We start from the raw sequence: 13326 nt of genomic DNA, 5'->3' as shown, positions 1-13326 counted from the left end.
TCCTTACGGATCTACCGCTCAGCGACGCCGGATACCCTGCCGGCATGACCGATGTCGAGGCGGCGGCCCGGCGCTTCATCGCCGACGTGTGGAACGCCCGCCGGGAGGAGTCGGCTCACGAGTTGATCGCCGAGGAGTGCCCCGGACTGGGTGGGACCGGCCCGGAGGCGACGCTGGCCTGGCACCGTGAGCGGCGGGCGGCCTTCCCGGACCTGCGCTACAAGATCGTCGACGTGGTGGCCGCCGGTGAGCGGGTGGCCGTGCACTGGCGGGCGGCCGGCACCCACGCCGGGCAGTTCGGGCCGGTGCCCCCGACCGGGCAGGTGGTCAGCTACTCCGGGGCGACGTTCCTGCGCTTCGACGCTGCGGGCCGGATCGTCGAGGTGTGGAGCTGCAACGAGCTGTTCCAGCTCCTGCAGCAGCTCGGCGTCGAGATGCTTCCACCGACAGTCGTCAGCGGACCCGGGGCGTGATTCGCCTGATCGGCAGGTTGATCGGGAACGGCTCGCCGGTGTCGACGAACTTCGTCCACCGCCCCGTCTCGGTGTAGACCTCGTTCACCGCGTCGATCCGGTAGGTGACGACTTCCAACGCGCCACCCTCCGTCTCGATCCGCCAGTAGAACGGGATGCCGGCCTGGGCGTACAGCGCCGGCTTCAACACCCGGTCGATCGAGCGGGTGCTCGGCGAGACGATCTCGACGGCGAGCACCACCTCGTGTGGCTCGTACTTCGACGGCTCCCGAGCCGCTGCGGTGGCCGTGGTGATCAGCACGTCGGGGATGAAGGACCGGGTGCGGTTGATCCGCACCTCGACCGCCTGGGTCACGTCGTAGCCGTCGGGGCAGTCTTCGTCCAGCGCGACCATCAGCCGGCCGGCGATGGTCTGGTGGATACGGGTGGGGGAGGGGGACATCAGCAGCACTCCATCGAGCAGTTCCCGGCGGCGACCATCCTCGGGCAGCGCATCCAGGTCGTCAGTCGTCCACTCGCTCTCGGGCGGGTAGTCGCTCTGCAGCGCGGCGGTCATGGCAGGTCCTTCCAGGTGCGTTCGTTCTCCCCGCGACCACGGTACCGCTCTGGACCTGTGGGTGGTGGTCGCGCGCGCCGGGGCCACAGGGCAGGATGGTCCACATGACCGACCCCAGCGAGCACGGCGGCCCGGCCGGCGGCGCCAGCGAGCGCGGCCTGCCCGGTGCGGGCCTGGTGAAGGGGCTGGCGGTCACCCTCAAGACGATGACCAGCCGCTCGACCACCCAGCAGTACCCGGACGTCGCCCCCGAGCTGCCACCCCGCTCGCGCGGCGTGATCGCGCTGTCCGAGGAGAACTGCACGGTCTGCATGCTCTGCGCCCGTGAGTGCCCGGACTGGTGCATCTACATCGACTCGCACAAGGAGGAGGTGGCGGTGCCCGGCGCCGCCCGCCCCCGCCAGCGCAACGTGCTGGACAAGTTCGACATCGATTTCTCCCTGTGCATGTACTGCGGCATCTGCATCGAGGTCTGCCCGTTCGACGCGCTCTACTGGTCTCCGGAATTCGAGTACGCCGAGTACGACATCAAGGACCTGCTGCACGACAAGGAGCACCTCGGCCAGTGGATGGCCACGGTTCCGCCGCCGCCGGCGCACGACCCGAACGGCGAGCCGGCCAAGGAGGAGACCGCGGCGGCCAAGAAGGCCGCACGTTCCGTCCCACCGGCGCTGCGCCCCGACGCCGACCCGGGCACCGCGTCGTGACCGCCGAAGGCGCGACCGCCGTCGTCGTGGCGGGACACGTCGTGGCGGGCCGAGGCGCGGCCCGCCCCGGCGGAAGGGCGGCGCGGTGACCGGCGCGGATCTGCTGCTGCTCGCCCTGGGCGCGGTCGCGGTGGGCGCCGGCGTGCTGGTGGTGACCACGAAGCACCTGGTGCGGGCCGGGCTCTACCTGGTGGTCTGCCTGGGCGCGCTGGCCGGCGACTATCTGGTGCTCGGCGCCGAGCTGGTCGCCTGGGTGCAGGTGCTGATCTACGTGGGCGCGGTGGTGGTGCTGCTGTTGTTCGCGGTGATGTTGACGCGGGCTCCGATCGGGGCGTCCGACGACCTGGACCGGCCGGGCTGGCCCGCCGCGCTGATCGGTGGCGGCGCGGGCCTGGGGCTGGGCGTCCTGCTCGTCGACGCGTACCGCTGGAGCACCGTCACGCTGCCCGGCGCGGGCACGGCCGAGCGGCTGGGCGAGCAGATCTTCCGATCCTGGGTGCTGCCGTTCGAGGTGCTGTCCGTCCTGCTGCTGTCCGCGCTGGTGGGCGCTGTGGTGCTGTCCCGGCCGGACATCGGCCGGCCCGCCCCGCAGAGCGGCGGCACGCCGGCAGCGCCGCAGGCGGCCGGCGCGGATTCCGGGGTACGCCGGTGAGGCCCGTCATCCCGTACGTCACCGGGGCGCTGCTGTTCGGCCTCGGCGTGTACGGCGTGCTGCGTCGACGCAACGCCGTGCTGGTGCTGATGGCGGTCGAGCTGATGCTCAACGCGGTCAATCTCATCCTGGTCACCGCGGACACCACGGCCCACGCGGTGCTGCCGCACTCGGGTCAGGTGTTCGCGCTGTTCGTCATCGTGCTGGCCGCCGCGGAGATCGGGGTGGGGCTGGCGATCGTCCTGCAGCTCTACCGTCTGCGGTCCACCGTGGCGGTGGACGAGGTGGCGTTGACCGAGCCAGTGGTGTCGGCGCAGCCCGTCGGCCAGGACGCGGAGGCGGGCCGGTGACCGGGCTTCTCGGAGCGGCGCTGCCGGCCGTACCGCTGCTCGCTGGTCTGCTCGGTCTGCTGCTGCCACCGGCCCCGCGTCGCCCGGGCGGCGCTGCCGGCGGTGACCGGGCGCGGACAGCCGCCGTGACGATCGGCGTGGCCGGCGCTGCCGGCGCGCTGGCGTTGGCCGTCGCCCTGCTGGTGGCCGTCGACGGTCCGACCGAGACGTCGACGACCTGGGTCGACTTCGGTGGGCTGAGGGTGACCCTCGGCGTCCGCCTGGACGGCGCCGCCGCGCTGGTCGCCGTCGCGGTCACCGCGGTAGCCCTGGCCGTGCAGGTCTACTCGATCGGCTACCTGCGGCGCGGCCCGCACGACGACGTCGACGTCGACCACCGCTACCCGCCGTACGCCGCCCAGATCAGCCTCTTCACCGGTGCGATGCTGCTGGTGGTGGTCTCCGGCGACCTGATCATGCTGTTGGTGGGCTGGGAGGTGATGGGCCTCTGCTCGTACCTGCTCATCGCCCACGACCGCCGGCTCGCGGGGGCACCGGCCGCCGCGATGAAGGCGTTCCTGGTGACGCGGGTGGGTGACGTCGGTTTCCTGCTCGGCATCGCGCTGCTCGGCGTGTCGACGGGCAGCTTCCGGATCGCCGACGTGCTCGCCCACGAGCACAGCGGCGCGACCCTGACCGCCGCCGGCCTGCTGCTGCTGGCCGGGGTGGCCGGCAAGAGCGCGCAGTTCCCGCTGCACACCTGGCTGCCGGACGCGATGGCCGGCCCGACGCCGATCTCCGCGCTGATCCACGCCGCGACGATGGTGGCCGCCGGGGTGTACGCGGTGACCCGCCTCTACCCGCTGTTCACTGCCGCTCCGGTGACGTTGACAGTGCTCGGGGTGCTCGCGGCGATCACCCTGCTGCTCGGGGCGCTCGCCGCCACCGCCCAGGACGACATCAAGCGGGTGCTCGCCTGGTCGACGGTGTCCCAGCTCGGCTACATGACCGGCGCGTTGGCCGTCGGCTCACCGTCGGCGGCGCTGTTCCACCTGCTCACCCACGCCGCGTTCAAGGCGCTGCTGTTCCTCGCCGCCGGCGCGGTGATCCATGCCGTGGGCACCACGCTGATGTCGGAGATGGGTGGTCTGCGGCGCAGCATGCCTGTGACGTTCTGGTGCACCGTGATCGGCCTCGGTGCTCTCGCCGGTGTGCCGCCGCTGGCCGGCTTCTGGAGCAAGGACGGCGTGTTGACTGTCGCCGAGTCGGCCGCGCTGGAGGGTGCCGGGCCGGCGCCGTCGTGGGTGGGTTGGCTGGTCTGGCTGGCCGGGTTGCTCGGTGTGGCGATCACCGCCTGGTACGCGGGCCGGCTCCTGCTGCGGGCGTTCTTCGGCGAGCCCCGGCTGCCACTGATCGCGCCGCACGACCCTCCGGCGGTGCTGCGGTGGCCGGTGGTGCTGCTGGCCGTGCCGGCGGCGCTGCTCGGCCTGGCCGGGTTCGTGGACGTGTTCGCCGACCGGCTGCGGTTCGCCACCGTGCCGGTCGCCGGTGCCGAGGACGGCCTGGTCCACGTCGGGCCGGCGCTGCTGCTGCCGCTGGTGTTGCTGGTGATCGGCGCGGGCCTGGTCTGGGCGGGCTGGCAGCGGGACAGGGCCGCCGACCCGGCGACCGCGCTGGGTCCGCTGCGGTCGGTCTTCGCCCGCGCGTTCCGGCTCGACGACGTGCAGCAGACCCTTGTCGTACGCCCCGTCCGGGCGCTGGCCCGTCTCGCCCGCAGCGGCGACGAGGTGGTGGTCGACGGAGCGGTCGAGGGCAGCGGCCGCGCCGCCTCCGGCCTGGGCGCCGGGTTGGCCGCGCTGCACCGGGCGGCGCTGCCCCGGGCCGCCGCCGGTGTGCTGGCCGGCGCCCTGCTGATCGGCCTGGCCGCCGCCCTGCTGGGAGTAACCCGATGACGCTTGGGCAGGTTCTGCTTGTCGCCGTGCTGGTGGTGCCGGCGCTGGGTGCGGTCGCGGTGGCGGCGACTCCCCGGGACCGGGCGGCACGGGTCGTCGGGACTGTCGCGGCGGCGCTGACCCTGCTGGCCGCCGTACCGCTGGTGTTCGGTGGGCGGGGTTGGTTCGCCTGGTCGGCCGGTACGCCCGCGGTGCGCCCCTGGCACCAGGTGGACCTGCCCTGGGTGCCCGGTCTGACCCTGCGCTTCCACCTCGGCGTCGACGGCATCTCCTGGCCGCTTGTGGTGCTGACCGCGCTGCTCACCCTGCTCTGCTGCGCGTACACCGTGTGGCGCGTGCCGGGCGGCGGCAGCGGTCGGGCGCTGGTGGCCCTGCTGTTGGTGGTCGAGGTGGGCATCCTCGGTACGTTTCTCGCCCTGGATCTGGTGCTGTTCTTCCTCTTCTTCGAGGTCGTCCTGCTCCCGATGTACGCGATCATCGCCGGCTGGGGTGGCGCGGAGCGGCGGCGGGCGGCCCGCAAGTTCGCGCTCTACACCCTGTTCGGGTCGGTGCTGCTGCTGGTCGGCGTGTACGTCGTGGTCGCCGCCGCGGGCACCGCCGACGTGGTCGCGCTGACCGGTGGGGGCGGACTGTCCCGGGGCACCCAGTTGGCGGCGTTCACGCTGCTGGCGCTCGCGTTCGCGGTGAAGAGCCCACTCTGGCCGCTGCACTCCTGGCTGCCCGACGCGCACACGCAGGCCCCGACTGTGGGCAGCGTCGTGCTGGCGGGGGTGCTGCTCAAGATGGGCACGTACGGCCTGATCCGGGTGGCGGTGGGGGTGGCCCCGGAGGGCGCCCGCTGGGCCGCGCCGGTGCTCGGCGTGCTGGCGGTCGCCGCGATCCTGGTCGGCTCGCTGGTCTGCCTGGCCCAGGCCGAGGTGAAGCGCCTCATCGCGTACTCCAGCGTGGGCCACATGGGCTTCGTGCTGCTGGGCGTCGCCACGCTCACCGCCACCGGCGTCCAGGCGGCCCTGATCGGCAACGTCGCGCACGGCGTGATCACCGGTCTGCTGTTCTTCCTCGCCGGGGCTGTGAAGGACCGTACCGGCACGGGCGCGCTCGCCGAGCTGTCCGGGCTGCGGGAGACCGCGCCCCGACTGGCGGGTCTGCTGGCGTTCGCGGCGATCGCGTCGCTCGGCCTGCCCGGGCTGGCCGGCTTCTGGGGGGAGGCGTTCGCGGTGGTCGCGGCGATCCAGGTGGGCGGCCCGCTGTGGACCACTCTCGCGGTGCTGGCGGCGATCGGTGGCGCGCTCACGGCCGCGTACTTCCTGCGGTTGTTGCGTCAGGTCACCCACGGGCGGCCGAGCCCCACGGTGGGCCGGGTCGGTCCCGGCCTGGCCGGCGCGGAGCTGACCGCGTGGGTGCCGCTGGTGCTGCTCGCGCTGGCGATCGGACTGGTCCCGGCGCTGGTCCTCGGCGTCGCCGAGGCGCCCGTCGACGCCCTCATCGAGGTGGTCTCCCGATGAGGGCGACGCAGTGGGTGGACGCGAACGAGGGCAGGTCCGCATGAGCGCCGTGCAGAGCGTGGACAGCGTGGCGTTGCTGCCGGCGTACCTGGCGGCCGGCACCGCCGTACTCGTGCTGGTTGTTGATCTTGTGTTGGCGCGGCCCCGGGCCACTGTCGCGATGGCCGCCCTCGGCGCGCTCGGAACCGCCGTCGGCGCCGCCGTTGTCGGTGCGGGCGACGAGCGGCGCACCTTCTGCGTCGGCCCCGACTGCTCCTGGGTCTTCGGCGGCCGGGCGGCACTGGTCGCCGCGGTGGTGGCGCTGCTCACCCTGGCCGTCCTCGGGCTGTCGGTACCGGCGCTGCGGGCCGGGCGGTCGCCGGTGGGGGAGTACGCCTTCCTGCTCGCCTGCTCGATGACCGGCGGTGTGGTCCTCGGCGCGGCCGGCGACCTGATCACCCTGATCGTGGCGTTGGAGACGCTTACCCTGCCGCTGTACGTGCTCGTCGGCCTGCGCCGGGGCAGCCTGGCCAGCGCCGAGGCGGCGGTGACGTTCTTCGTGGTGAGCGTGGTGGCCACCACGATCACGCTGCTCGGCGCGGCGTTGCTGTACGCGGTGACCGGTTCGCTGCACCTGGACCGGCTCGGCGCGCTGCTGGCCGAGCGGCCGGACCTGCGCGACCTGCCGTTGACCACCGCCGCGGTGGCGCTGCTGCTGCTCGGGCTGGCGTTCAAGGTGGCGGCGGTGCCGTTCCACGCCTGGGCGCCGGCCACCTACGACGGCGCCCCGCTGCCGGTGGCCGCGTACCTGTCGACGGCGTCGAAGCTGGGCGGTCTCGTCGCGTTGCTGGCAGTGGTGCAGCGGGCGCTGCCGGCGGACCAGACCGGCCCGGTGCTCGCCCTGCTGGCCGTGCTCACGATGACGGTCGGCAACCTGGTGGCGCTGCGCCAGCGGCGTACCGTCCGGCTGCTCGCCTGGTCCTCGGTGGCGCAGGCCGGCTACATCCTGGCCCCGCTGGGCGCGTTGGCGCTGGCCGCCGGCCGCACGGGCGAGGCGCGGTCCGCCGCGTACGCCGCCGCGGTGGCGTACGCCGTCTTCTTCGTGGTGTTGGAGCTGGCCGCGTTCGCCGGGGTGACCGCGCTGCGCCCGGCGGGCGCGGACGGCGGCACGCTTGACGACCTGCGCGGAGCGGCCCGCCGGCACCCGTGGCGAGGCGCGGCGCTCGGCCTCGCCCTCGTGGGTCTGGCCGGGCTGCCGCCGGGCCTGGCCGGCCTGTTCGCGAAGGTGACAGTGGTCAGGTCCCTGCTCGACGGCGGAGCGGCCTGGCTGGCGCTTGTGGTGGCGCTGAACGCGGTGATCGGGTTGGCCTACTACCTGCGGGTGACCGCCGGCCTGTGGGCGCCGACGGCGACACCGGGTGCCGTGGTTCCGGTCGTGCCGGCGGGGGGCGTGGTGGCGGTGGTGCTGGCGGTGGCCACGGTGGCCGCCGTGGTGCTCGGCGTCGCCCCGCAGCTGGTGCTCGACCTCGCCGGGCGCTGAGTCTCAGTCAACTCTCAGCGTTGAGACGGATGGTTGACGGGTACCGGGTTGTTGAACCGGTCAGCGGATCCCGGCGATCCGTGCACCGAAGGAGAGATCGTGCACCACAACCGTCTGAAGACCGCCGCGCTGCTCGGTCTGCTCACCGCCCTGATCCTCGCGGTGGGCTACGGGTTCGGCGGCAGTGGCGGCCTGGTCATCGCCGTCCTCATCTCACTTGTCATGAACGGCATTTCCTACTTCTACTCCGACAAGCTCGCGCTGCGCTCGATGCGGGCGCAACCGGTCAGCGAGGCGCAGTTCCCCGAGCTGTACCGGATGGTGCGCGAGCTGGCGACGGAGGCCCGGCAGCCCATGCCGCGCCTGTACGTCAGCCCGACCACCCAGCCCAACGCGTTCGCCACCGGGCGTAACCCGCAGCACGCGGCGGTCTGCGTGACCCAGGGCATCACCGAGATCCTGGATTACCGGGAGCTGCGGGGTGTGATCGGGCACGAGCTGTCCCACGTCTACAACCGGGACATCCTGATCTCCAGCGTGGCGGCCGGTCTGGCCGGCATCATCACCTTCCTGGCGAACATCGCCTGGTTCATCCCGCTGGGCGGTGGGGACGACGAGGATTCGCCGAACCCGGCCGTCCTGCTGCTGACCCTGATCCTCGGCCCGATCGCGGCCACCGTGATCCAGTTGGCGATCAGCCGCAGCCGTGAGTTCCAGGCGGACCAGTCGGGCGCCGAGCTGAGCCGCGACCCGCTGGCCCTGGCGAGCGCCCTGCGCAAGATCGACGCCGTGGCGCGGCGACGCCCGCTGCCCGCCCAGGGCACGCTCACCAGCACCGCCCACCTGATGATCGCCAACCCGTTCTCCGGTGGCGCGGTGGCCGCGCTCTTCTCCACCCACCCGAAGATGGAGGACCGGGTCGCCCGCCTGGAGCGGATGGCCGCCAACTCCGGACCGGTGCAGTTCCAGCGCTGACCTTTCTGCCCTCCGCCCGTACCCGCGATGCAGCGAGTGCGGGCGGAGTGCTGTGTCGGGGCCGATATCCGGTACAGCCCGAAGAGCCGGCGGCGTTAGGGTCATAACCGCTCACACTCATTACATCTGGGGAGGTTCACGGTGGCCGCGCTGCGTCAGTACCTGGGTGTCTGGCGGATCCCCGGTGCGCCGATCCTGCTGGTCACCGGCATCATCGGGCGACTCGGAATCGGCATGACGCCGCTGGCGCTGCTGCTGGTGGTCGAGCAGGTGACCGGCCGGTACGCCCTGGCCGCCGTCGCCGGCGGCATCTACGCCGTCGCCGGCGCCGCGCTCAGCCCGGTGGCCGGGCGGATCGCCGACCGCGTCGGCCCGAGCCCGGTGCTGCTGGTCACCGCCGTGGCCCACCCGCTGGCGCTCACCGGACTGCTGCTGGCCAGCCGCTCGGGCGACGACGCCCTCGCCGCCATCTACCTGACGGCCGGTGTCGCCGGTGCGACGTACCCGCCGCTCACCGCCGCCATCCGCGGCGCCTGGAACGAGCTGACCAGCCCCGCCTCCGGCCGGTACGCCCTGCGCAACACCGCCCTGGCCGCGGAGACCTCGCTCTTCGAGATCGTGTTCGTGCTCGGCCCGCTGCTCGTGGCCGGTTTCGTGCTCGTCGCCGACGCGGCCGCCGCGCTGATCGGGGCAGCAGTGGTCACCCTGGTAGGCACCACCGCCGTGGCCCTCGGCCGGGTGATGCGCGGATGGCGTCCGCACCCGCGCGAACACCACGCCCGTGGGCTCGGGCCGCTGCGGGTCGGCGGCTTTCCGGCCCTGCTGGTCTGCGTGGCCGGACTCGGCATCGCGTTCGGGGCCGCAGGTGTGACCGTCCCGGCGTACGCCGGCAACGCCACCACCGGCGATCCGGAGAGCCTGGCCGGGGTGCTCCTGGCAGTCTGGGGGATCGGCAGCGCGATCGGCGGGTTCTGGTTCGGTGTCCGCCGGCCGGCGCCGAACATGACAAGGCAGTTTGCCCTGCTGCTCGGCGCGCTGGCCGGCACCTTCGTCGTCTTCGCCGTGATGCCCACGCCACTGGCGCTGGGCGCCGCGCTGATCGTCGGCGGGGCCACCATCGCGCCGGCACTGACCCTGGAGAACACCCTGGTCGGCCGGATCGCTCCGGCGGGCATGCTGAACGAGGCGTACACCTGGGTCGTCACGGTCGCCGTGGCGGCGAGCGCCGCCGGCGGCGCGGTGGCCGGCCTGATCGTGGACCGCGCTGGCGGCGTGCCGTGGGCCTTCGTCTTCGCGGGTGCCGCGGTGGCCGTCGGGGCCGCGGTCGCCGCGCTGCCCGCCGGGCCCATCGCCCGGGCAGAAGCGTCGGCGGTACGCGCCGAAGAGCCCATCCCCGTCTGACCCCTCACCGGCCGGCTCGGTCCGGTCAGGTCCCGCGCCTTGATCGACTCGGGCGGGTCAGGTCCGCGCCTTGATCGACTCGGTCCGGTCAGGCCCCGCGCCTTGATCGACTCGGGCCGGTCAGGCCCCGCGCCTTGATCGACTCGGGTTCCTGCAAGTCGCGGTGTCCCGACGACGAGGATGCCCCGATATCCAGAAACCCGAGTCGATCTCCGTGGCCCGGTGTTCGTGCTGACCCACCAACCGCCGGCCGAGCCCTCGGCCGGCATCACCTTCGTCGGCGACCCGCACAGTGCCGTCGAGCAAGCCAAAAAGGCAGCCGGCGACAGGTACGTCAACGTTCTCGGCGCCGACATCGCCCGGCAGTGCGTCCGGGCCGGGCTGCTCGACGAGATCCTGATCTTCGTCGCTCCGGTGCTGCTCGGAGACGGGGTACGGATGTTCGACGACCGGGCGGGGCGCGGGTGCGGTTCACGCCCATCCCCGGCGAGACCACGCACTGGCACCGCGTCGGTTGAACAGGTCCTAGAGATACATCCAGCGCTGAATACAGTGGCTGATGTATTGTCGTCGTCGTGGCGACGCTGACACACGGGCAGGTGCTGGCCCGGTTCGGGCATGCCCTGTCCGACCCGATCCGCGCCCGGCTTCTGATGGCGCTGCGGGACGGCCCGGGTTACCCGGCCGAGTTGGCCGAGCTGGTCGGCACCAGTCGGCAGAACCTCTCCAACCATCTGGGCTGCCTGCGTGGTCGCGGCCTGGTCGTGGCGGTGCCGGAAGGGCGACGCACCCGCTACGAGCTGGCCGACCGGCGGCTGGCCCACGCCCTAGGTGACCTGCTCGGCCTCGTCCTGGCGGTCGATCCAGCCGCCTGCCCAGAGGCCGACGACAAGGGCTGCTGTTGAATGGAAACCTCCAGAACCGCGCAGCGGCGACAGGTGCTCGCCCGACGGGTTCGACTGCTGGTGGCCGCAACGATCACCTACAACGTGATCGAGGCGGTCGTCGCCCTCACCGCCGGCACGGTGGCCTCGTCCACTGCCCTCATCGGATTCGGCCTGGACTCGGTGATCGAGGTGTCCTCGGCGGCCGCTGTGGCCTGGCAGTTCACCGGACGTGACCCGCAGGCGCGGGAGCGGACGGCGCTGCGTGTCATCGCGGTGTCGTTCTTCGCCCTGGCCGCCTACGTGACCGTCGAGTCGACCCGTGCGCTCGTCAGCGGCAGGGAGGCCGACCACTCGAACGTCGGCGTGGCCCTGGCGGCCCTGTCGCTGCTCGTCATGCCGGTGCTGTCGTACGCCCAGCGCCGGGCCGGCCGTGAACTGGGTTCCCGCTCGGCGGTGGCCGACTCCAAGCAGACCCTGCTGTGCACGTACCTCTCGGCCGTACTGCTCGTCGGGCTCGGGCTCAACAGCCTGTTCGGCTGGTCCTGGGCTGACCCGCTGGCCGCCCTGGTCATCGCGGCCGTGGCGGTCAAGGAAGGACGTTCGGCCTGGCGGGGTGACGTCTGCTGCGTCGTGCCCGCCGGCCCTGCCCGGGTAACCGTGGCGCCGGCACTCGACGCGTGCGGGTGCCGGCCCGGCTGCTCGTGCTGCTAGCGGTAGTTGGTGAACTGGAGGGCGACGCCGAAGTCCTCGCCCTTGAGCAGCGAGATGACCGCCTGGAGGTCGTCCCGCTTCTTGCCGGTGACGCGCAGCTGGTCACCCTGGATCTGCGCCTGGACGCCCTTGGGGCCCTCGTCGCGGATCTTCTTGCTGATCGCCTTGGCCTTGTCCGTCTCGATGCCCTGGATCACCTTGCAGTCGATCTTGAACACCTTGCCGGCCGGGCGCGCCTCACCGGCGTCGAGCGACTTCAGCGAGATGTTCCTCTTGACCAGCTTCTCCTTGAACACGTCCAGCGCGGCGCGGACCCGCTCCTCGGTCTCCGCCTGGAGGCCGATCGCCTCCTCGCCCGACCAGGAGATCTCCGCACCCGTGCCGCGGAAGTCGAACCGCGTCGCGAGCTCCTTCTCGGCCTGCCGGAGGGCGTTGTCGACCTCCTGGCGGTCGACCTTGCTCACGATGTCGAATGACGGGTTCGCTGGCATGCTTCTGCTCCTGCTGTCGGGCGGTCCGGGCGTGCCGTCGGCCGCCGACCAGCGGCACGACCCCCTGACCGTACCCGGTTGCGCCGGTCCCGGGGTGAGCCGCTATCCTTGCTTCCGCCGCCGCGTTACGACGCGGTGGGGTGCCCTGGCGGGTTGCCCGAGCGGCCAATGGGAGCGGACTGTAAATCCGTCGCGAAAGCTTCAGAGGTTCGAATCCTCTACCCGCCACCAGGTGCAGACACGGCCCCTGACCAGCAGAGATGCTGATCGGGGGTCGTTGTCGTCTCCCGCCGTGGTGGACCATTGCTGCCCCTGTCCCGGCCCGATCCGGCCGCCATCCGCTGGTGTTCGGGGACGGGGTGGCCGGCGCCGCTCGGCGCCCTCGTGGCCATGGGGCACTGGCGCTGTCCGGGTTGGGCGACCGGCGCTGGCTGCTCGCGGCGGGTCGCTCCTGGTGACGGTGGCGGCAGTTGGCGCTTACTCGGACTGCGCCGCAGCATGGCCCAGGCTGGTGGCCGCTCGCCAACCCTCGCGACAACGCGTTCCTGCGGGCAGGGGTGGCGGTGAGCACGTCAAGGGAAGGCTTCCCGCAGGTGTCGGCGGTGGAGGCGGCGATCGCGCAGCCTGACATGAGCGTGCTGCTATCGATCGCGAAGCTCGGGGGGACAGGTCCGGCGGCTGCTGGATAGCCTTTCACGCGACATCGGAGGCGTTGTCCCTCCGTGCATGAACAGATGATCTGGCCGGACGTTGTGCCTGGCCGGCCGACCGGGTTGGCTCGTCGTGCGGTTGGCTCGATGGTGGCTCAGAAACTTTTCACGCCGACTTAGCTGTGGCACCATCGTGGAATCTCCATCCCCCTCTTGCCTTCCCCTGCCGACAGGAGCTCCGATGTCTGGTCGAAAGTTCGGCCGGCTGCGCTTGGCTGCCCTCGCCCTCGCCGCGCTCGCCGTTGGTCTGTCGGTCGCACCAGCCGGTGGGGCCGTGCAGTGCGCCGAGATCGAGTGGGGAGCCCCAACCGGTCACAGCGTTCCGGTTTCGAGTGGAGCGCAGTCAGCCGTCAGTCGGTGATTGCGATCCCCGGACAGCGTGAGCGATGACAGGGCGGCACCGTGTCACCTAAGGCCGGCCCCCGTCGTACGACTGAACATGCCTGGCTGATTACGGC

At 72.3% G+C, this 13326-nt stretch carries 14 protein-coding genes and 1 tRNA gene; 13 read left to right on the top strand and 2 right to left on the bottom strand.

Features of this window, described 5'->3' with window-relative positions:
• The first annotated feature begins 44 nt into the window (after positions 1-44).
• Positions 45-473 (top strand): ester cyclase, encoded by a 429-nt coding sequence (locus AB0K10_RS16825; protein WP_363684315.1) that lies wholly within the window; start codon positions 45-47, stop codon positions 471-473.
• On the opposite strand, the gene AB0K10_RS16820 is transcribed toward AB0K10_RS16825, so the two are convergent.
• Entirely contained in the window at positions 454-1029 is a 576-nt protein-coding gene (locus AB0K10_RS16820; RefSeq protein WP_363684313.1) for a Uma2 family endonuclease, read from the bottom strand. The two genes, AB0K10_RS16825 and AB0K10_RS16820, sit on opposite strands and share 20 nt — an antisense overlap.
• A 95-nt stretch (positions 1030-1124) precedes the next feature.
• Here AB0K10_RS16820 and AB0K10_RS16815 point away from each other — a divergent pair, with 95 nt between their 5' ends.
• The 11 genes from AB0K10_RS16815 (at position 1125) to AB0K10_RS16765 (ending at position 11667) form a co-directional block, all read left to right on the top strand.
• Positions 1125-1736: an NADH-quinone oxidoreductase subunit I gene (locus AB0K10_RS16815; RefSeq protein WP_363684311.1), complete on the top strand. Its 612-nt coding sequence runs from the start codon at positions 1125-1127 to the stop codon at positions 1734-1736.
• 85 nt (positions 1737-1821) lie between these two features.
• A complete protein-coding gene (locus AB0K10_RS16810; protein ID WP_363684309.1) occupies positions 1822-2388 on the top strand; it encodes an NADH-quinone oxidoreductase subunit J in 567 nt (188 codons plus the stop codon).
• Complete coding sequence (gene nuoK / locus AB0K10_RS16805) at positions 2385-2738, top strand: NADH-quinone oxidoreductase subunit NuoK (RefSeq protein WP_363684307.1); 354 nt, start codon at positions 2385-2387, stop codon at positions 2736-2738. The genes AB0K10_RS16810 and nuoK overlap by 4 nt, the downstream gene beginning before the upstream one ends.
• Positions 2735-4669: an NADH-quinone oxidoreductase subunit L gene (locus tag AB0K10_RS16800; RefSeq protein WP_363684305.1), complete on the top strand. Its 1935-nt coding sequence runs from the start codon at positions 2735-2737 to the stop codon at positions 4667-4669. Before nuoK ends, AB0K10_RS16800 begins: the two co-directional genes overlap by 4 nt.
• Positions 4666-6174: an NADH-quinone oxidoreductase subunit M gene (locus tag AB0K10_RS16795; protein ID WP_363684302.1), complete on the top strand. Its 1509-nt coding sequence runs from the start codon at positions 4666-4668 to the stop codon at positions 6172-6174. The genes AB0K10_RS16800 and AB0K10_RS16795 overlap by 4 nt, the downstream gene beginning before the upstream one ends.
• Before the next feature lie 40 nt (positions 6175-6214).
• Complete coding sequence (locus tag AB0K10_RS16790; protein ID WP_363684300.1) at positions 6215-7693, top strand: proton-conducting transporter membrane subunit; 1479 nt, start codon at positions 6215-6217, stop codon at positions 7691-7693.
• A gap of 99 nt (positions 7694-7792) precedes the next feature.
• Positions 7793-8668 (top strand): zinc metalloprotease HtpX, encoded by an 876-nt coding sequence (gene htpX / locus AB0K10_RS16785; RefSeq protein ID WP_363684298.1) that lies wholly within the window; start codon positions 7793-7795, stop codon positions 8666-8668.
• A gap of 141 nt (positions 8669-8809) precedes the next feature.
• Positions 8810-10069 carry an MFS transporter gene (locus AB0K10_RS16780; protein ID WP_363684296.1) on the top strand — a complete coding sequence of 420 codons (1260 nt, stop codon included), beginning with the start codon at positions 8810-8812 and terminating at the stop codon, positions 10067-10069.
• Positions 10070-10291: 222 nt separating this feature from the next.
• A complete protein-coding gene (locus tag AB0K10_RS16775; protein ID WP_363684294.1) occupies positions 10292-10657 on the top strand; it encodes a dihydrofolate reductase family protein in 366 nt (121 codons plus the stop codon).
• Entirely contained in the window at positions 10645-10974 is a 330-nt protein-coding gene (locus tag AB0K10_RS16770; protein ID WP_363684292.1) for a winged helix-turn-helix domain-containing protein, read from the top strand. The genes AB0K10_RS16775 and AB0K10_RS16770 overlap by 13 nt, the downstream gene beginning before the upstream one ends.
• Positions 10975-11667: a cation transporter gene (locus AB0K10_RS16765; protein ID WP_363684290.1), complete on the top strand. Its 693-nt coding sequence runs from the start codon at positions 10975-10977 to the stop codon at positions 11665-11667. It begins immediately after the preceding gene.
• On the opposite strand, the gene AB0K10_RS16760 is transcribed toward AB0K10_RS16765, so the two are convergent.
• A complete protein-coding gene (locus AB0K10_RS16760) occupies positions 11664-12158 on the bottom strand; it encodes a YajQ family cyclic di-GMP-binding protein (RefSeq protein WP_363684288.1) in 495 nt (164 codons plus the stop codon). The genes AB0K10_RS16765 and AB0K10_RS16760 overlap by 4 nt on opposite strands.
• A 147-nt stretch (positions 12159-12305) precedes the next feature.
• On the opposite strand from AB0K10_RS16760, the gene AB0K10_RS16755 reads away from it, so the two are divergent.
• Positions 12306-12389, top strand: a tRNA-Tyr gene (locus AB0K10_RS16755).
• Positions 12390-13326: the final 937 nt, after the last annotated feature.

Origin of the sequence: Micromonospora sp. NPDC049274, assembly GCF_040678875.1 — a bacterium.
In the GTDB taxonomy this organism is placed as follows: Bacteria; Actinomycetota; Actinomycetes; order Mycobacteriales; family Micromonosporaceae; genus Micromonospora.
The sequence above is the reverse complement of the archived record's forward strand: the minus strand, read 5'-3'. Positions and strand labels throughout refer to the sequence as shown.